16 protein-coding genes are annotated in these 17,888 nt (G+C 41.9%); 13 read left to right on the top strand and 3 right to left on the bottom strand.

From position 1 onward, the window contains the following. Positions 1-34 precede the first annotated feature (34 nt). From GUU89_RS03665 to GUU89_RS03640, 6 genes are all read left to right on the top strand, one after another. Entirely contained in the window at positions 35-433 is a 399-nt protein-coding gene (locus GUU89_RS03665) for a hypothetical protein (RefSeq protein ID WP_162126655.1), read from the top strand. Beyond that, on the top strand, positions 430-825 hold the full coding sequence (locus GUU89_RS03660; protein WP_162126654.1) for a VOC family protein: 396 nt from the start codon (positions 430-432) through the stop codon (positions 823-825). The genes GUU89_RS03665 and GUU89_RS03660 overlap by 4 nt, the downstream gene beginning before the upstream one ends. Before the next feature lie 95 nt (positions 826-920). After that, positions 921-1,259, top strand: a complete 339-nt coding sequence (locus tag GUU89_RS03655) for a TM2 domain-containing protein (protein ID WP_162126653.1) — start codon at positions 921-923, stop codon at positions 1,257-1,259. Positions 1,260-1,363: 104 nt separating this feature from the next. Then, on the top strand, positions 1,364-1,666 hold the full coding sequence (locus GUU89_RS03650) for a DUF2752 domain-containing protein (RefSeq protein WP_162126652.1): 303 nt from the start codon (positions 1,364-1,366) through the stop codon (positions 1,664-1,666). After that, positions 1,663-2,094 (top strand): DUF4870 domain-containing protein, encoded by a 432-nt coding sequence (locus GUU89_RS03645; protein WP_162126651.1) that lies wholly within the window; start codon positions 1,663-1,665, stop codon positions 2,092-2,094. Before GUU89_RS03650 ends, GUU89_RS03645 begins: the two co-directional genes overlap by 4 nt. Beyond that, on the top strand, positions 2,094-2,894 hold the full coding sequence (locus tag GUU89_RS03640; protein ID WP_162126650.1) for a M48 family metallopeptidase: 801 nt from the start codon (positions 2,094-2,096) through the stop codon (positions 2,892-2,894). Before GUU89_RS03645 ends, GUU89_RS03640 begins: the two co-directional genes overlap by 1 nt. 34 nt (positions 2,895-2,928) lie before the next feature. Here GUU89_RS03640 and GUU89_RS03635 read toward each other — a convergent pair whose 3' ends face one another. Continuing rightward, positions 2,929-4,740, bottom strand: coding sequence for a GNAT family N-acyltransferase (locus tag GUU89_RS03635; protein ID WP_162126649.1), 1,812 nt, complete (start codon positions 4,738-4,740; stop codon positions 2,929-2,931). Positions 4,741-4,936: 196 nt separating this feature from the next. Here GUU89_RS03635 and GUU89_RS03630 point away from each other — a divergent pair, with 196 nt between their 5' ends. From GUU89_RS03630 to GUU89_RS03615, 4 genes are all read left to right on the top strand, one after another. Continuing rightward, entirely contained in the window at positions 4,937-5,698 is a 762-nt protein-coding gene (locus GUU89_RS03630) for an exodeoxyribonuclease III (protein WP_162126648.1), read from the top strand. Between the two features lie 10 nt (positions 5,699-5,708). Beyond that, the gene (locus tag GUU89_RS03625) at positions 5,709-6,251 is read left to right on the top strand and encodes a zinc-ribbon domain-containing protein (protein WP_162126647.1); all 543 of its coding nucleotides are present in this window, start codon (positions 5,709-5,711) and stop codon (positions 6,249-6,251) included. An 18-nt stretch (positions 6,252-6,269) separates the two neighbouring features. Continuing rightward, positions 6,270-7,235: an OmpA family protein gene (locus GUU89_RS03620; RefSeq protein WP_162126646.1), complete on the top strand. Its 966-nt coding sequence runs from the start codon at positions 6,270-6,272 to the stop codon at positions 7,233-7,235. 272 nt (positions 7,236-7,507) lie between these two features. Beyond that, positions 7,508-8,062: an REP-associated tyrosine transposase gene (locus GUU89_RS03615; protein WP_162126645.1), complete on the top strand. Its 555-nt coding sequence runs from the start codon at positions 7,508-7,510 to the stop codon at positions 8,060-8,062. A gap of 197 nt (positions 8,063-8,259) precedes the next feature. Here GUU89_RS03615 and GUU89_RS03610 read toward each other — a convergent pair whose 3' ends face one another. After that, the gene (locus GUU89_RS03610) at positions 8,260-8,679 is read right to left on the bottom strand and encodes a hypothetical protein (protein ID WP_162126644.1); all 420 of its coding nucleotides are present in this window, start codon (positions 8,677-8,679) and stop codon (positions 8,260-8,262) included. Positions 8,680-8,796: 117 nt separating this feature from the next. Further along, the gene (locus tag GUU89_RS03605) at positions 8,797-9,357 is read right to left on the bottom strand and encodes a hypothetical protein (RefSeq protein WP_162126643.1); all 561 of its coding nucleotides are present in this window, start codon (positions 9,355-9,357) and stop codon (positions 8,797-8,799) included. A 545-nt stretch (positions 9,358-9,902) separates the two neighbouring features. Here GUU89_RS03605 and GUU89_RS03600 point away from each other — a divergent pair. The 3 genes from GUU89_RS03600 (at position 9,903) to GUU89_RS03590 (ending at position 17,885) form a co-directional block, all read left to right on the top strand. Then, a complete protein-coding gene (locus GUU89_RS03600; RefSeq protein WP_162126642.1) occupies positions 9,903-14,987 on the top strand; it encodes a T9SS type A sorting domain-containing protein in 5,085 nt (1,694 codons plus the stop codon). 78 nt (positions 14,988-15,065) lie between these two features. Continuing rightward, positions 15,066-16,475, top strand: a complete 1,410-nt coding sequence (locus tag GUU89_RS03595; RefSeq protein ID WP_162126641.1) for a T9SS type A sorting domain-containing protein — start codon at positions 15,066-15,068, stop codon at positions 16,473-16,475. A 3-nt stretch (positions 16,476-16,478) separates the two neighbouring features. Then, a complete protein-coding gene (locus GUU89_RS03590; protein WP_162126640.1) occupies positions 16,479-17,885 on the top strand; it encodes a T9SS type A sorting domain-containing protein in 1,407 nt (468 codons plus the stop codon). Positions 17,886-17,888 lie beyond the last annotated feature (3 nt).

The following is a 17,888-nucleotide window of genomic DNA, read 5'->3' as shown; positions in this document are numbered from 1 at the left end:
GCTTTGTTCATCACTCTTTCTAAATGTAAGCTGTATGAACAAAGTTAGTTACTACTTAGTTGTAGTTGTAGGACTATTGACCGTGCTACAATTCATTCCTCATGCTTTCATGGGGTTCCCCGCTGTTTTAGAACACATTCAAAAAGGAGAAATCAACGGCACTGCCATTCAAGGTATGCAAATGATTTGGCTTTATTCTTCTGTTATGATGTTGCTTTCCGGTATTTGGATGTTCTTTTTGGCCAAGCCTATTTTAGAAGGAAAACATGTGGCCCGAATTCAGGTTTTATACTTGAGTATCGGACTGATTGCTTTTGGATTGGGCTGTAGCTATATTGCTCAGGATGTTTTTAACGCTATGTTTTTCTTTACCGTGGAAGGAGTTTTACTTTTACTGGCTGTAACCTTATTTTATAAAAGCGATAAATCATGAGCAATAAAGACCTCAAAAGAGTAACCGGTTTGGGCGGTTTTTTCTTCAAATGCGAAGACCCTAACGCCATTAGCGAATGGTATAAAAATCATCTCGGCATTCCGGCCGGCCCTTACGGCTGGTCATTTGAATGGAAAGATAAAGACGGTAACGACGGAACCACCCAATGGTCGCCTTTTGCCGCAAACACCAAGTATTTTTCGCCAAGCGATAAACCTTTTATGATGAACTACAGAGTGCACGACTTAGAAGCCTTGTTGAACGTTCTAAAAGAAGAAGGCGTAACCATAGTCGGAGAAATGGAATCGTACGCCTATGGAAAATTTGGCTGGATACTTGACCCTGAGGGTAATAAAATTGAACTTTGGGAACCTGTTGACAGTGAACTCTAGTAAGGTTTAGAATTGTTTATGTTGAGATGTTGTTTTTTTATAAGAATTTTATATATTAGAGCCATCAATTAACATAACCAATTAAAACAAAACGTATGGAATCACAAAAAGTTGACATGTTCATGATGTCGAATGCCAAATACTTTGAAGGACATCATCTGAATGCCATCAGAGAAAAATTATTAAGCTTGGACGACTCCAAATGGGGAATGGTACAAACACTCCAATTTAAAGACCCAACCACGAGCATTATCGTTTCTTTATTAGGAGGCGGTTTAGGAATCGACCGTTTTATGATTGGCGATACCGGAATGGGAATCGGGAAACTATTAACCTGTGGAGGTTTAGGAATTTGGACTATCATCGACTGGTTCCTGATTATGGGTGCTACGCGTGAAAAAAACATGGAGCTTTTCCAAAATTCACTATACTAAAAAATGACCCGAAATAAGTTATATTCCTTGTTGCTTATAGCTTGTTTTGTCGGATTTAGTTATCTTTTTACCAAATTCATGCGGTACAAAATGAAACAGTTCGAGTGTGTATCATCAAAAATGTGACGGGGTATCCTTGTCCATCTTGTGGTACTACCCGAGCTGTTTTATTACTTACGGAAGGTAAAATCAAAGAATCAATACTACTGAATCCTTTTGGCTTACTGGTGGCAGGCATCATGACCGTTTTTCCGGTTTGGATTTTAATCGATATCGTTTTAAAAAAGGAAACCTTTTATACGGCTTATAAAAAAACAGAAACAGTACTCAGAAAACCATGGCTCGCCACGCTGTTAATAGCGTTGGTGCTACTCAATTGGATTTGGAATTTATACAAACAGTTATGATACAAGAAACCACTTTTACTTATAAACCCAGCGAACACGAAAGCGAAAAAGCCTCCAACAGCTATTTGATGTCTTTGGTGGCGCTTATTGCCGGTTTGCCTTTGCCGATTATTAATTTATTGGCAACTTTTTTCTTTTATTTAGCCAACCGCAAAGGCACTTACTATGTGCGGTGGCATTGTACACAAGCGTTGTTTTCGCAGTTAGCATTGTTGGGCATTAACAGTGCCAGCTTCTGGTGGACCGTTTCCATACTGTTTACCGAGGAAAGAGTAAGCAATCAATATTTTGCTTACATATTTACGGTAATCGTTTTCAATTTATTGGAGATTATCTCAACCGTTTATGCTGCGGTGCAAACCCGAAAAGGAAAGCACATACAGTTCTTGTTTTTTGGCAATATTACTAACTTAATCTGTAGACCCTGATGATGAAGAAAACACTTTTACAAGGATTGATTATCGTAGCGGGATTTTTCCTGATTTGGTTTGGGTTTTCCCAATTGGATTTCATGAAGTTCTTCAAAGTTAATGAAAGAACCCAACACATGGAAAGCAAATTGGGCGATATGATTTGGTCACAACTGGAAGATAATGAAGAAATCATTCGGAATGATACCATTCTGAAAACATTGGATAAATTGATAAATCCTATCTGTGAAGCCAATAACATTGAGCGGGATTCGCTGAAAATATACATTATCAAAAAAGACGAAATCAATGCTTTTGCCTTACCCAATAACTATTTGGTAGTATACAGCGGATTGATTGAAGATTGCAAACGACAAGAAGCGTTACAAGGAGTGCTTGGTCACGAAATTGGTCATATCGAAAAGAACCATGTGATGAAAAAGCTGTCTAAAGAAATAGGCTATTCGGTATTGTTAACGGCTGCCGGTGGGAGCAAAGGAGGGCAAATGGCTCGAGAAATACTCAAAACCTTATCCTCTTCTGCCTATGACCGTAAACTGGAAAAAGAAGCCGATATCACTAGTGTAAAGTATATGATGAAAGCGCATATCAACCCCAAGCCGATGGCGGATTTTATGTACCAAATGGCGCAGGATAACAAAATGCCGGAAGGATTTGGTTGGATTGCCGACCATCCGGAATCAGAGGAAAGAGCCCGCTATATTCTGGATTACATCAAAGGCAAAAAACTGGAAAACAAAACCTCTATTACTGAAAAAGACTGGAAAGCGTTTCAGGAACAAGTGGCGAAAGAATAACATAAAAAAGGCAACTCATTGAGTTGCCTTTTTATTATTTATAATGCTTTTCTTTTCGTTCCAGTTCGGCTTGAAATTCCTCCATAACCGGTTTTACGGTGCTTTCGGGCAAATCAGCGATGCGAATGTACATCAACCCGTCAACGGCATTGTTGAACATAGGGTCTACGTTAAACGCCACCACGCGCGCATTTTGCTTGATGTATTTTTTGATTAACACCGGTAAACGCAAATTCCCCGGCTCCACTTCGTCAATAATTTTATCAAACTTATTCAAGTCCGCCTCCGTTTCATTAAAGACAAAATCCTTATCGGCATCTTTAAGTTTTACTTTGAATTCTTTTTTCGGGTGAATGTATTGCGCTACATACGGGTCGTAGTAGTGCGACTTCATAAACTCAATCATCAACGATTTAGAGAACTCCGTAAATTGATTGCTGATGCTCACTCCGCCAATCAAATACTTGTGCTCCGGATAGCGTAAGGTGGTGTGCACTATCCCTTTCCAAAGCAGGAATAACGGCATTGGCTTTTGCTGGTATTCGTTGACAATAAAAGCCCTTCCCATTTCAATAGAGTGCTGCATCATGTCGTACAACTCGGGTTCAAATCGGAATAAATCCTGCAGATAGAAACCTTCGATACCGTATTTCGGGAAAATCTCCGAACCCAATCCCATGCGGTAGGCTCCGGCAATTTGCTCGGCTTCGTCATCCCACAAAAACATATGATGGTAATACGAATCGCAACGGTCTAAGTCGATAGACTCATTGGTGCCTTCCCCAATTTCCCTAAAGGTAATTTCGCGCAAGCGACCGATTTCATGGAGTATGTTAGGGATGTTGTCCGCCGGAACCAGAAAAACCAAGTAGTTTTTGCTTTGCAGCAAGCGGTAATCACTGTCTTTCAAAGCAGCAATTTCCTCCAGTATCTTATCGTGATTGGCCGGTTTTACAATTTGTTTCGGATTCTTATGCGGTTTTAAATTCAGATTCAGGTTTTGAGGATCAAAAATATTGTTGCCCGTATTAAAGGAGTTGGCCAACATATAGGTCTTCTTTCTTAAAAACTCTGAATACTCTTCTATGCTTTTGTGTTCGTTTTGTTCGGCTACCGAAATAGGTTTTCCGATACGCACTTTAATCACACGGTCTTTTTGCGTCAGCAATTCTGAGGGCAATTTAGCCGTGCGCAAAGTTGGATTTATCTTAGACAAAAGATAAAAAAAGCGGCTGTTCTTGGCATGAAAGTAAATAGGAACCACCGGAACCTGAGCTTTTCGAATCACCTTAATCGCTCCTTCTTCCCAGTCTTTGTCTACTACTAATTGGCCGTCTTTATAGGTGGATACTTCGCCGGCAGGAAACATGCCCAGTGGTTTGCCATCGCTCAAATGACGCAATGTTTCTTTGATTCCGATGACACTTGATTTGGCATCTTTATGGTTTTCAAACGGATTGACCGGCATGATGTACGGCTTCATCGGTTCGATGCGGTGCAGTAAGAAGTTGGCAATAATCTTAAAGTTAGGCTCGCGCTCCAACATTAATTTCAACAACAAAATCCCGTCAATACCTCCCAGCGGATGGTTGGAGATGGTAATATAAGCCCCGTCTTTGGGTAATCGTTTGAAATCTTCTTCGGGAATCTCAAATTTAATTTGAAACTCATCCAAGATGGCATTCAGGAACTCTACTTCGCTTAAATGTTTGTTGCGGTCGTAAATTTTGTTTAAGGTTGAAATCTTTAACGCTTTCATTAGTAACCAGCCGCAAAAAGTTCCGAAAACCCCGTATTTATCAGCATTTATTGCTTTTGCAACTTCTTTGGCAGTGACTAAACCCATTTATACTCTTGATTTTTGACTAAGAAACAAAGATAACAATTCTCCTCAAATAGGGTTCAGAAAAAAGCGAATTCCCTGCCTAATTTTAATTTTTTATTATCACTTATGAGTTTCAAATGTTTATGTTTTTACATACTTTTGAACCCAAGGTCTTTTGGGCCCCATCAACAAAGTAAAAAACTAAAGTCCACCCTGCATGAGAATTATTTCTTATAATGTAAACGGTATCCGCGCCGCCATTTCGAAAGGATTTTTGAACTGGTTGCAACAGGCCAACCCCGATGTGATTTGCCTTCAGGAGATAAAAGCCACTCCCGATCAGATTCCGTTAATCGATGTGGAGATATCGGGTTATCCCTATCACTATTGGTTTCCGGCTACCAAAAAAGGCTACAGTGGTGTGGCTATTTTATCTAAAGTAAAACCCAACAATGTAGTTTTCGGTACCGGCATTCCGCACATGGATTTTGAAGGAAGAAACCTGAGAGTCGATTTTGACGACTTCTCGGTGATGAGTTTGTACCTGCCTTCGGGGACCAACATAGAGCGTTTAGACCACAAGTTTATGTATATGGATGACTTTCAGCAATACATCAACGAGTTGAAAAAAGAAATTCCGAACTTGATTATTTGCGGAGATTACAATATTTGTCACGAAGCTATCGATATTCACGACCCCGTCCGCAACAAAACCGTTTCCGGATTTTTACCTCAAGAACGCGCTTGGTTGGATGGCTTTATGAAAAGCGGCTTTATTGATACCTTCCGCTTTTTTAACAAAGAACCTCACCACTACAGTTGGTGGAGTTACCGCGCCAACGCCCGTGCCAACAACAAAGGATGGAGAATTGATTACTGCTTGGCCAGCGAACCGTTAAGAAACCGACTGACCAGAGCCGTGATATTGCCCGAAGCCAAACATTCAGACCATTGCCCGGTCTTGGTAGAAATTGAGTAAACTAGTAGACATGAAAACTATTTGTACCAATTGCCAAGCAGAAAACAATTCGGAGGCAACGCTTTGCTCAGCTTGTGGTTACGCATTGCCTGTGCCGGAAGTCCCGAAGGCGGAAGCTGAACTGTTCAACTATAAGCCTAAGAAAAAGAAGAATCCGATTGTGATACTGCTTTTTGTGGTTTGTTTTTGGGCGGCTTTGTTTGGTATTCGTACCTTGCTGAAGCCAACGGTTGAAGATGAATTGGCCAAAGTTGCTGAAAACACTAACAGAGGATGCCCTATTCAGGTAGATCAATACACCAGGCTGGTGAGAGTGGTTGCCATGCCCAACAAAACCATTCAGTACAATTATGACTTGAACGAGTTCACCAAAGCGGAAGTCAATATAGACACGTTGAAAAAATATGTTTTTCCGAGTCTTTTGAAAAATGTAAAAGAGAATCCGCAAGCAAAAGTATTCCGGGACAATGAAATCACTATTAAGTATAAATATAAAGATAAAAAAGGAGAAGTAATTGCCGAATATGTGATTACGCCCAAAATGTACCAATAAACAAAACAAACAGATTATATGATTAAAAGACTAATTTTTGGGGTAGCTCTACTGGTTTTGATGAGCTCTTGTGTTTCTAAAAAAATCTATAACGATTTAGAAAACAAGTACACCGATTTAAAGAAAGAAAACCGCAGTTTGCAGGATGAAAATGAAGAACTGCACAAAGTCAATGCCCAATACGACTCGATTAACAAGGCGTTGACGGCAGAACTGAGCCAGCTTAAAGCCGAGAAAGACAAACTCCAGGCAGATTGTACCGCTACGGCCAACAACCTTAAAACCCTACAGGATTCTTATGCTGCCTTAGAAAAAAACAGCAGCGATGCTTTAGAAACCAACCTGAACAAAAACCGCGAGTTATTGGCACAGTTAGAAGCCAAAGAAAAAGCCTTGGCGGCAGAGCAAGACCGTTTGAACAAACTGAAAAACGACTTAGCTTCGAGCACCAAAAGACTCAATGAGTTGGAGAGCATGATTGCGGCCAAAGACGCCAGCATGAAGAAATTGAAAGAAACCTTGTCTAAGGCTCTGAATGCTTTTGAAGGCAAAGGACTAACGGTAGAACAAAAGAACGGCAAGGTATACGTGTCAATGGAAAACAAACTGTTATTCCAAACCGGTAGCTGGGCCGTGGGTACCGAAGGAAGAAAAGCAGTGGTCGAAGTAGGCAAGGTATTGGCACAAAACCCCGATATATCCGTGCTTATAGAAGGGCATACCGACAATGATAAAATCTTTGGAGCCATTGGTGGCGGGGTCGAAAACAACTGGGATTTATCCACCAAAAGAGCCACAGCCATTGTCAATATCCTAGGCGAAAATGCAGGCATTCAAAAGAAAAATCTAACGGCTGCCGGTCGCGGTGAGTTTGCGCCTATCATGAGCAACGACACTCCCGAAGGCAAAGCCAAAAACAGAAGAATCGAAATTATATTAACGCCTAAGTTGGATGAAATTTCCAAGATGTTGAATGAGTTTTAGATGACATGGCACGGATTGTAAATCCGCGCCATCCGTATTTGCAACGACGAATAGCGCGATTCGCAACGACGGATAGCGCGGATTTGCAATCCGTGCTAATGATAGCGGATTTGCAATCCGTGTCTCTACTAAAAAGTACACAAAAAGTGTAATCGCCTTTCTACGACATTCATTATTTTAGCAGAAACCCGATAGCGCGGTTTGCAACCTAATAACGAGGTTTGCAATCCGTGCTATTAAGTTTTTATTATTTATAGTAAAGCAAATAATGAATGTCTACCAAGTATAAAGCTACCACTACAGAAGAAGCCTTTTTTATCACAATAACTACAGTAGGTTGGGTTGATGTTTTTACACGATTAAATCAAAAAAACAGCATTATCAATGCTTTGCAATATTGTCAGCAAAACAAAGGTTTAGAGATTTATGCCTACTGTATTATGAGTAACCATATTCATTTGCTTTGCAAAGCAACAGATGGATTTGTGTTATCTGATGTCATCAGAGATTTTAAAAAATTTACTTCCAAGAAAATTATACAAACTATTATCGAGGAGCCGGAAAGCAGAAGAGAATGGTTGTTGACATATTTTCAAAAAGCATGTCAACATCTAAAAAGAGAACAACAGTATAAAGTGTGGCAAGATGGTTATCATGCAGAATTGGCGAAGTCAAACTGGTTTATAAAACAAAAAATTCATTATATACATAACAATCCCGTGAAGGAAAAAATAGTTGCTTCGCCTGAGGACTATTATTTTAGTTCAGCAAGAAATTATGCTGGTTTAGCAAATGACTTGGAGGTTATTTTGCTGGATTTGTTTTAAGTTGAAGATGTGCACTGGCACGGTTGCAAATCCGCGCCATCTCTCTTTAGCGAGGAACGGAACTGATAGCACGACACTGAAGGATAGCGCGGATTTGCAACGACGGATAGCGCGGATTTGCAATCCGTGCTATGGTACAACCATAAAAAAAAGCCACCCCAAAAAGGACGGCTTTCTCTACTAAACACTTTTAAGAACTAAGCAGCGGCAAGTTCTTCTTTCCTTGCTTTAACAGCAGTAATGAAGGCTTCTACTTCTGCTATTTGCTGGTCTATGATTCCTAAATCCATTTCCTGCTCCAGTAAGGCCACAACTCCGTAGCTTTCCAAACGGTGTTCAAGGACCATCTGTTTGTGCTCCAGATTTTTTTTCTTGTAAACGTGCTCTGCTTTAACACTGCTCTCCGGAAGACCATCGATAATGATGGTTTCTGCTGCAATCTCGGCAATAGTTACCTGTAGCGTTGTCTCAATTTCTTCGGAAGTTTCACCATACTTGGTAGTTAAACTTTCTTCTGAATACCGTTTGTGGTTCAGATCCGCTTTTCTTTTTTGAGCTCGACTTAATAACACATCACAGTCCACTGTCTGTGTTAAATTTTGTACTGTGTAAATCATTTTATTAGTATTTAAAATTTATAATGCTATGCCAAAAAACAAATTCAATACCAAAACAGTGCTATATGTAAATAATTATGAAATATTTAACTATTTCATTGCGATAATAATAATTTATTAAACCCCGTCTTCCTTTAGTTTCTCTAGGGTTTTGACCGCTTTATTGAGTGCAGAGCCCAAAATTAATTTTTCAAGCTCAAGGACTTCCTGTTGCATCTGCAAGGCAGTAACTCTGGCCAATCCTGATTTTCTGATGGCGCACTCAGCATCAGTTGTAATAGCTTCTAAAAGCTCCGTGTCAAGCGGTTGCGGTCTGTTGGACAACGAAGAAATATAATCAACAAATCCAACGGCTGTCAGGTTTCGGGTGTATTTTGCCTCGCTAAGTTCGAGCTCTTTAGCAATGGCATAAAGCTGGTGTTCGTTTGCCCTGATTTGTTTTTCGAGTTGCTTTTTCTTGTCTTCTTCCTGTTCTCTTAGGAGCCGCAGTACCTTTGTTCCTTGGTTTTCAAATTTTAAAAATCCAATCATTTCGGCTAAAAGTTGTCTCGATTCGAGCGGTAATCCTCGTTGGCCCGATTCGTACATCGACCACTGCGACCGGTTTACCTGCAATAGCAGCGCCATTTGTTTCTGTGTAAGGCCCAATAAGGAGGTTAGTGTAGTAGTATCCTTCATCGTAAAATTTTTAACATTTATGTGTCAAACTACTCGTAATCAAAAAGTTTGCCACAATTTTTGTGTCAACATTTAATTTTTACACCAAGTTGACACAGAAATGTTAAAATTTTTTAGGAATTGAGTTGAAAATAATGGAATTCAAAACAGTCCCGCCTCATTATCGGCATTACCATTTTTCTCACATAAGTTGCCCTGATATTTTTTTTGTAATCTTTTTACCGATTAAATCAGCGAAAAATCCCCATAGTTGGGGATTTTTTTGTGGTTTGTAAGGAGTAGCTTTACAAAACTAAGTTTACTTTTTTGGGTGATGAGCGGGATGAAGCATAATTCATGAAAACACAAAATATGTCCTATCACAAAAACAACGCTCACTCCATTTCCTTCCGACAATCACATTACGACTTTATTTTTTTTGGCTTCTTAACTAAGAAAGGAGGTGCTATGGCTTAGCGGTAGTATTTATAATTTTTAGAATATAAGGGAGTTATATTTTAAAACAAACCAAAATTATTTAATGAAAACAAAACAAAACAAAATCAATGAAACAAAAATTAATTCAAAAAATACTTTATGCAGTAGTATTTGGAGTACTTCTTTTCAAAGCCCATTCATCGTTTGGTCAAGCTTCGGGTGTTTCTATTAGTTGGGACAGAGAAGTGGGATGTCAAACCTATTTTACACAAGAAGGGGATAGAAAAATATACTTAGAGAATATTGCTGCAGATCAATGCTTGAACGTTTGCGAAAAAAGCGTGGTTACTTATTCACTCTCCGGTGAGTTAGGTCCTGAACCCAATACACAATGGGTGATAACCGGTGGTACAGTAATAACATCAACCAGCACTAATTGTGTTGTACAATGGGGAGCTGCCGGAAACGGTGGAATTACTATAGTGCTGTCTACTCCAAATGGAGTAATTAACAAAACGCTTTGTATTGAAAGGATTATTATACCAAAAGCTAGCTTTAATGTTAATACGGTTACAGGTTATGTTTTTAATCCTGATATTCCTGATGCACCGCAACCACCCAGACCAAGTGAAATTTATGCTTGTGCTAATCAAACTATTTATTTCGAAAATGCATCAACAGTAAATAACGGTAGTGAGCTGGTGAGTTATTTTTGGGATTTTGGTGATGGATCTTCCTCAACTGCTTTTGAACCAAGTCATTTCTACACCGAAGAAGGAGCTTACGAAGTTTCTTTGACGGTATACAACAAATGTAATTGTAGTGCTAAATTTAGAAGAATGGTTTATGTAAAAAGTGGTGGAGGGTTCGATATTCAATGTCCTGGTGTAGTTTGTGAGGGGGAAACCGTAACTTACTCCTTGCCATTTGATGGCAAAACTATATGTAAAGACAAGTATGTGTGGAATTCAGCCGGAACCATTGACCAACCGATAGTAAATGAACAAAATGGGGATGCTACCGTAACTTGGAACAATATTGGTACTGATGGTTTTGGTTATTTGACCTTTGTACCAACCGAATGTGAACTCAAATGTTTACTACCTACTACTATAAAAATACCGGTGATTACTACACGTGGGACCATACATGGCGATACATCAATTTGCGCTAAGTCTCAGGCAATTTACAGTTTACCCCAATGGCCTTCGACTGAATTTCATTGGAGTATATTGGAAGATCCTACAGAAACCAATGTTACTATGATACTTAATGATCAAAGGAATCAGGTGATTCTATTTCCACAACAGCCCGGCATTTATACTTTACTGGTTACTTACGAAAATACATTGTTGCATTGTGGAGGTACAGCTAGGTTAGAAATCAAAGTGAATGAACCTGTAGAGTTTGAAGGTCCAACTTTACTATGCCAAAATAGTACGGCTTCCTATCACACCTCAAACGGTCAACAGACTACTTGGATATTAAAAAACAGCAATGGAGCCACTGTTGGGGTAAGTAATCCAAGCCCGGCAGAATCATTCTCGTATACCTTTACTACCCCGGGAAATTATTCGCTTTCAGTAGGAGCATCTGGAACTTGCCCGGCGCAACAAAAGAATATTTCTGTTTTGCCATTGCCAGCTCCGCCTACTGCTCCCGCGATAACGGTTTTAGACCCGGAGAGCTTAGCTGATGATCCTTATGTGCCGGCAGCTACTTTGGCAGTATGTCCTAATGCGCCTTATAGCTACAAGGCCTCTGATAATCCTTTGATACAGTATCGTTGGACAGTTACTAATGGTACTATTGAAGGCGCTGTGAACGGAGTTGCCTTTGGTAACGAAGTGATAATTAGCTTTAATGGAGCTACTCCGGCAGTGATAAACGTCAGCACTCAAAGCATAACGCCAATTCCATGTACTTCGGCGCCACTTTCAATCACAGTACCTATCAAAGAAATTAATGCTCAAATTAATGATAACCTCCCGGATACAGTTTGTGCCAATACCTATAAAACCTATTGGGCCAATTTTACCAATACAAATTCAACGTATAACCAAGGAGAAAGTTACAGTTGGAGAATTGAAGATCCGGCTTTGGGGAGCATCACCGAAGGGCAAGATGGCAATACCGGAGCTAAAATACTTTGGAATAATGTTACTGTGGCGACAACAACTAATTTGCTTTTAACCATAACTAAATGTACTTTAAGCGTAACAATTTCTATTCCGGTTACTATCACACCTGTTCCGAAAATTATCCTGTCAGCAAGCCCAACAACTGTTTGTAGTGGAGAGGATATCTATTTCACCGTTAAGGATGAGGCTACTAATCAGCCTATAACCACCGGATCGGCTACTTGGAATTATGGTGGCGGAAATACTTCTGCTAGCCTTAGTAACAACCACTATGCTTATTCTAATACCACAGTTGCCAATGTTGGACATGTCGTTAAGGTGTTTATCACCAATCCTAACGGTTGTGTCGGAACAACTAATACGGCTAGTGTAGCTGTTACAGTTTTACCGGGTCCACCGGCAGCAGCATCTTTGAGTACCGAAGCCAATGCCTTTTGTTTGCAATCCGCTATCGCAGCTACTTTAACCGTGGCGTCTTCTATTGACCCAAGTAATACCTACCAGTGGTATAACGGTTCAACATTGTTAACAGGGCAAACGGGTACAACGTTAACAATTACACCGGCAATGGGATTTGGGAATTACTACTTTACAGTTACTAACAGTTTACAGTGTAAGACCAACTCTAACGCTATAATCATCAGACAACATTGCGATGAGGAAGCGTGTATCTATGAAGGAAGTCATGAAATCACAAATTCTTCTGCCTACGATTGTGGTCAAAACGGAGGCTTTATCAACCTGGTAGGAACCGCTTCAGGTAATTCGGATCACATAGACTGGACTATTGTTGGCCCTCCTAATGTGAATTTAACCGGGTATACCGGCACTACTTTTATCCCTTCGAAACCGGGAGAGTTTCATACGTATTGTGTGGGGTACTATCTTAATGCCGAGGGTGAATTTTGCCCTTTTGCAGAGCCTAAAACAGTACTGGTTCCTTATATACCGGATGTGGCATATAATGCGGTTTGTAATGGCAACAATAGCTTTAATGTGACTTTGGTTGATAAAACCAGTTTTTTTGCCTTGGTAACCAGCCCCACCATTACCTACGAATACCGTCTGGGCAATACCGGTAGTTGGACTACCGTAAGCGGTTCTACTATTAATAATCTTGCGGCAGGCACTTACCAAATAAAAGTAATTGCCAACGGAGAATATCCGGCAAACACTGCACAGCCTACTTGCCAAAGAATAATTAACATGGCGCTGACCACCTTACCCGATCAGAATATAACAGTTACCCCCAATCCGGTGAATTGCCATGATACGGCTGTAACGTTTAAACTTGATTTGCCTTCAATTTCAACTAGTAGTTATCTGTGGACCTTTGAACCGGGTGCCCAAAGCACGCTCTATGAAACCCAGCGTGTTTTTAGCAGTGACGGCAACAAAACGGTTACGGTGGCCATTACCAATGCTATCGGTTGCGTTTTGAATAAAAGTGTAACGGTTACCATACCCAAAAAATGTTTTAACGGTACCGTAACCAGTGCTCCGGAAAATCCAAGAGTTTGTACGGGTACTCCTGTAACGCTGAGCTACCAACCCGGTACTACGGCTCCTAATATTGACGATTGTAATCCGTTAACCTATACTTGGATGAACGGACAAACCCCTGTTCCTTTGGTAGGCAACACTCCTACCATAACAGTAACTAAGCCCGGGTTTTATTGGGTTAAGGTGGCTAAAAATGATTGTAAATACGATACCCCCAACCGCATTATGCCGGTGTTTTATCCGTTGCCAAGCGTTAAACTGGATGGCCCAACAGTAGTATGTGACAGCGATGCCTTTACGGTTCATGCTACGGCCAATACTACGCAGCTAAATTGGAGCATACTATACGACCAAGAAAACAGACCACTTCCCACCTATCAAGACAACCCTTATTTGCAACTGAGTGGGTTGGCTGCCGGGAATTATACCGTGATGGCCACGGCTATTTCAAGTCAGGGGTGTAGGGCTTCGGTATCACAAATGGTAACCGTGAAAAGCTCACCACCGGCACCGGTTATTTCGCAAGAAGTGATATGCCCCGGTCAGGTTGAGTCATTACCGTATTATCATATCAACCTGTCGGCCACGTCTGAAGTTGACGGGCAGTTTACTTGGAGCAATGGTGTGAGTGGTGCCACCCAAACCGTTACCGACGGCGGGCCTTATCAGGTGCGTATTACCGTTGACGGGTGCAGTAGTGTTGAACAGATTGATGTGCCTAAAAAACCCGATGATTTTATGTGGGTCTTCCCTTCGGGTTGTCAAACCACCTGCGTCAGAGAAGGGCAGGGTACCCTTATCGGTCCCAGCCAGCCGGTAGACCAATGGACATGGCTGTTTAATAATGAAGTACTGGGAGAGGGGACCGGTTTTACACCACCAATGCCGGTAAGCGCCAGCGGTACTTATAATTTAGTGTTAAATGCCGGCGGATGTGCTTTTACCAGCAAACCACTGGATTATGTGGCTAATCTTTGTGAAAAATGCGATATTAAGTCGGTAGATATCCTCGAAATAGGAAGAATAGATGGCCCAATATGCTCGTTTAATGTTTATATAAAAATAGATTCTGTTTTGGCTGGGGCAGTAACCCTAACCGCTTCTAATAACGATGTGGTGGTGGTGCCTACTAGTTTTATGCTCAATGCAGGGGCGCACATCTACCCTTTTGTAATGATTCCGGTAGGACCCAATTTTTCAGGGGGAATTATTCACTTACTGCTTTCCACTACTGATGATGATAAACCATGCACTTATGACTTTACCCTTGATTTGCCTACTTGCGAGGGGGTAGGGCAGACTAAACTGGTTTCGGCACCAACTCATGGCAGCTTAGTCATAGTGCCTAACCCTGCCAAAACACAGGTTGCTGTGCAGTATAAAGACTTTGGTAGTGCTGTTGCTATTAGTATTTATGATTTAACCGGTAGAATAGTGGCTACTTACCATACTCAGGAAACCGAAGGGGAATGGAATATTGCCACCGACGGTTACCCAAGCGGGGTATACATAGTAGTGGTGCGTTCTAAAGACGGGCTGGTTAGCCAACAGAAATTGGTTATCGAATAAAATTTTTATCTTTAATGCTTTATTCTTCCCCTTCCGATAGGGAGGGGATTGGAATAAAGTTTAAACTCGCTAATGATTATGAAAAAAACAATACTTTATATAGCCTTGTTCTTAGGTTTAGGGTCTACTATATACGCCCAATGCTTTAGCAGTATCTCCAGTGGCTTTGTTCATGTGCTTGGCAAAAAGACGGATGGCAGCTATTGGGGGTGGGGATACAACCAAGGAGGCTATTTTGGCAACGGCACGGGCGAAGATTCTTATGTGCCATTGCAACTGACCAACACCGCCAACTGGCAGAGCTATAAAGCAGGTGATTCTAATAGTTTTGTCATTAAAACTGATGGTACCCTTTGGGCTACCGGTTTAAATAGTTATGGTCAATTGGGGCTGAGCACCAGTGGTAATGAATATCTGACCTTTACAAAGGTTGGCACTGCCACCAACTGGGAAGCCATTTCGGCTGCCAGCTCATTTACCATAGCCCTGAGACAAAACGGCACCCTGTGGGGTAGCGGGCAAAACGTGTACAACCAGTTAGGGCTAGGAAGTGCTGCGGCTAACTACGTTTACTCTTTTGTACAAATTGGCACTGCTAGTAACTGGAAAACCATGGCTACTTCGGGTTGTAACTCTAGTGTAGGGATTAAAACCGACGGGACCCTTTGGGGCTGGGGCAGCAACAGTTGTTATGTGTTTGGCGGTAGCGATGTTTCTACTTTTAATGTGCCTAAACCATTAACCGTCACTACAGATACCGATTGGGACAAAGTAGCAGGAGGAGGGGGGCATTTTTTAGCCCTTAAAACCAACGGTACTCTTTGGTGTTGGGGAGATGGCGGAGCAGGGCAAACCGGTCATGATCCTGTTTTAGGATTTACATCTTCTGAACTCAATCAAATTCCGGGTAGCTGGAAAGCTATGGCAGGTGGCAGTCGCTATTCAATGGGGATAAAAACCGATGGCACCCTATGGCAATGGGGTAATAATAACATTACCGAAATAAACCCCTCAGCTACTAACTACAGCTATATTCCGGTTCAACTGGGCACTGCCACCAATTGGGAGAGTATCAGTTGTGGGAACTATCATGCTGTTGCTTTGCGCAGTGACGGTTCTTTATGGTCGTGGGGCAGAAATGTTTTTGGCGAACTGGGTAACGGTACCACTACGCCACAAGCCGCCCCTACTCAGCTAGTAATAGCAGGCTGTGCTCTGGGTACTGAGGAGTTTACAGCCGAGCCGCGTTTTACCATCAGCCCGAGTCCGGCACAGCAGGATATAGCGGTTACTTACAATGGTACCCAAAGGGTAGACAATATCATTATTTATGATCTAAGCGGCAAGCAAGTCTACACCCTAGAAGCTATGGGCAACACTAATTTCAGTAGCAGTTTCAACATCGGTCAACTGGCGGCAGGCAGTTATATACTGGCGTTGCAACAGGCCGGCAAAACGGTGGTGAGCAAGCGTTTTGTGAAACAGTAATTTATGAAAAAAACAATACTTTATATAGCCTTGCTCTTAGGTTTAGGTTCTACTATATACGCCCAATGCTTTAGCAGTATTTCCAGTGGTTTTGGTCATGTGCTTGGCAAAAAGACAGACGGCAGCTATTGGGCTTGGGGGTACAACCAGGGAGGTAATTTTGGCAACGGCACGGGCGAAGATTCTTATGTGCCACTACAACTGACCAACACCGCTAACTGGCAGAGTTATAAAGCGGGTTATGCCAACAGTTTTGTGATTAAAACCGATGGCACCCTTTGGGCTACCGGTTTAAATAGTTATGGTCAATTGGGGCTGGGTACCAGCGGTAATGAGTACCTGACCTTTACAAAGGTGGGCACCGCTACCAACTGGGAAGCCATTTCTGCGGCCAGTTCATTTACCATAGCCCTGAGACAAAACGGTACTCTATGGGGTAGCGGGCAAAACGTATACAACCAGTTAGGGCTGGGGAGTGCCGCGGCTAACTACGTTTACTCTTTTGTACAAATTGGCACTGCCGGCAACTGGAAAACCATAGCTACTTCGGGTTGTAACTCCAGTGTAGGAATTAAAACCGACGGTACCCTTTGGGGCTGGGGCAGCAACAGTTGTTATGTGTTTGGCGCTAGCGATGTGTCTACCTTTAATGTGCCCATGCCGCTCACTCTAACTTCCGATACTGATTGGGATAAAGTAGCAGGAGGCGGGGCGCATTTTTTAGCCCTTAAAACCAACGGTACGCTTTGGGCGTGGGGAGATGGCGGAGCAGGGCAAACAGGATATGACCATGATGCAATTCATGGCTATGAACTCAATCAAATTCCGGGTAGTTGGAAAGCGATGGGGGGTGGCAGTCGCTATTCAATGGGTATAAAAACAGATGGCACCCTATGGCAATGGGGTAATAATGACATTACCGAAATAAACCCTTCAGCCACTAACTACAGTTATATCCCGGTTCAACTGGGCACTGCCACCAACTGGGAGAGTATCAGTTGTGGGAACTATCATGCTGTTGCTTTGCGCAGTGACGGTTCTTTATGGTCGTGGGGCAGAAATGTTTTTGGCGAACTGGGTAACGGTACCACTTCGCCACAAGCCGCCCCTACTCAGCTAGTAATTGCAGGCTGTGCTCTGGGCACTGAGGAGTTTACAGCCGAGCCGCGTTTTACCATCAGCCCCAGTCCGGCGCAGCAGGATATAGCGGTTACATACAAAGGCGTTTCAACGGTAGATACCATTACCATTTATGATATAAGCGGCAAGCAAGTCTACACCATAGAAGCTATGGGCAACAATGACTTCAGTAGCAGTTTCAACATCGGTCAACTGGCGGCAGGGAGTTATATACTGGCGTTGCAACAGGCCGGTAAAACGGTGGTGAGCAAGAAGTTTGTGAAACAGTAATTT

The organism is Flavobacterium phycosphaerae (assembly GCF_010119235.1).
In the GTDB taxonomy this organism is placed as follows: domain Bacteria; phylum Bacteroidota; class Bacteroidia; order Flavobacteriales; family Flavobacteriaceae; genus Flavobacterium; species Flavobacterium phycosphaerae.
The sequence above is the reverse complement of the archived record's forward strand: the minus strand, read 5'-3'. Positions and strand labels throughout refer to the sequence as shown.

Coding starts and splice junctions, on each gene's coding strand:
- GUU89_RS03665 (WP_162126655.1), top strand. CDS start 35: ATGAACAAAGTTAGTTACTACTTAGTTGTAGTTGTAGGACTATTGACC.
- GUU89_RS03660 (WP_162126654.1), top strand. CDS start 430: ATGAGCAATAAAGACCTCAAAAGAGTAACCGGTTTGGGCGGTTTTTTC.
- GUU89_RS03655 (WP_162126653.1), top strand. CDS start 921: ATGGAATCACAAAAAGTTGACATGTTCATGATGTCGAATGCCAAATAC.
- GUU89_RS03645 (WP_162126651.1), top strand. CDS start 1,663: ATGATACAAGAAACCACTTTTACTTATAAACCCAGCGAACACGAAAGC.
- GUU89_RS03640 (WP_162126650.1), top strand. CDS start 2,094: ATGATGAAGAAAACACTTTTACAAGGATTGATTATCGTAGCGGGATTT.
- GUU89_RS03635 (WP_162126649.1), bottom strand. CDS start 4,740: ATGGGTTTAGTCACTGCCAAAGAAGTTGCAAAAGCAATAAATGCTGAT.
- GUU89_RS03630 (WP_162126648.1), top strand. CDS start 4,937: ATGAGAATTATTTCTTATAATGTAAACGGTATCCGCGCCGCCATTTCG.
- GUU89_RS03625 (WP_162126647.1), top strand. CDS start 5,709: ATGAAAACTATTTGTACCAATTGCCAAGCAGAAAACAATTCGGAGGCA.
- GUU89_RS03620 (WP_162126646.1), top strand. CDS start 6,270: ATGATTAAAAGACTAATTTTTGGGGTAGCTCTACTGGTTTTGATGAGC.
- GUU89_RS03615 (WP_162126645.1), top strand. CDS start 7,508: ATGTCTACCAAGTATAAAGCTACCACTACAGAAGAAGCCTTTTTTATC.
- GUU89_RS03610 (WP_162126644.1), bottom strand. CDS start 8,679: ATGATTTACACAGTACAAAATTTAACACAGACAGTGGACTGTGATGTG.
- GUU89_RS03605 (WP_162126643.1), bottom strand. CDS start 9,357: ATGAAGGATACTACTACACTAACCTCCTTATTGGGCCTTACACAGAAA.
- GUU89_RS03600 (WP_162126642.1), top strand. CDS start 9,903: ATGAAACAAAAATTAATTCAAAAAATACTTTATGCAGTAGTATTTGGA.
- GUU89_RS03595 (WP_162126641.1), top strand. CDS start 15,066: ATGAAAAAAACAATACTTTATATAGCCTTGTTCTTAGGTTTAGGGTCT.
- GUU89_RS03590 (WP_162126640.1), top strand. CDS start 16,479: ATGAAAAAAACAATACTTTATATAGCCTTGCTCTTAGGTTTAGGTTCT.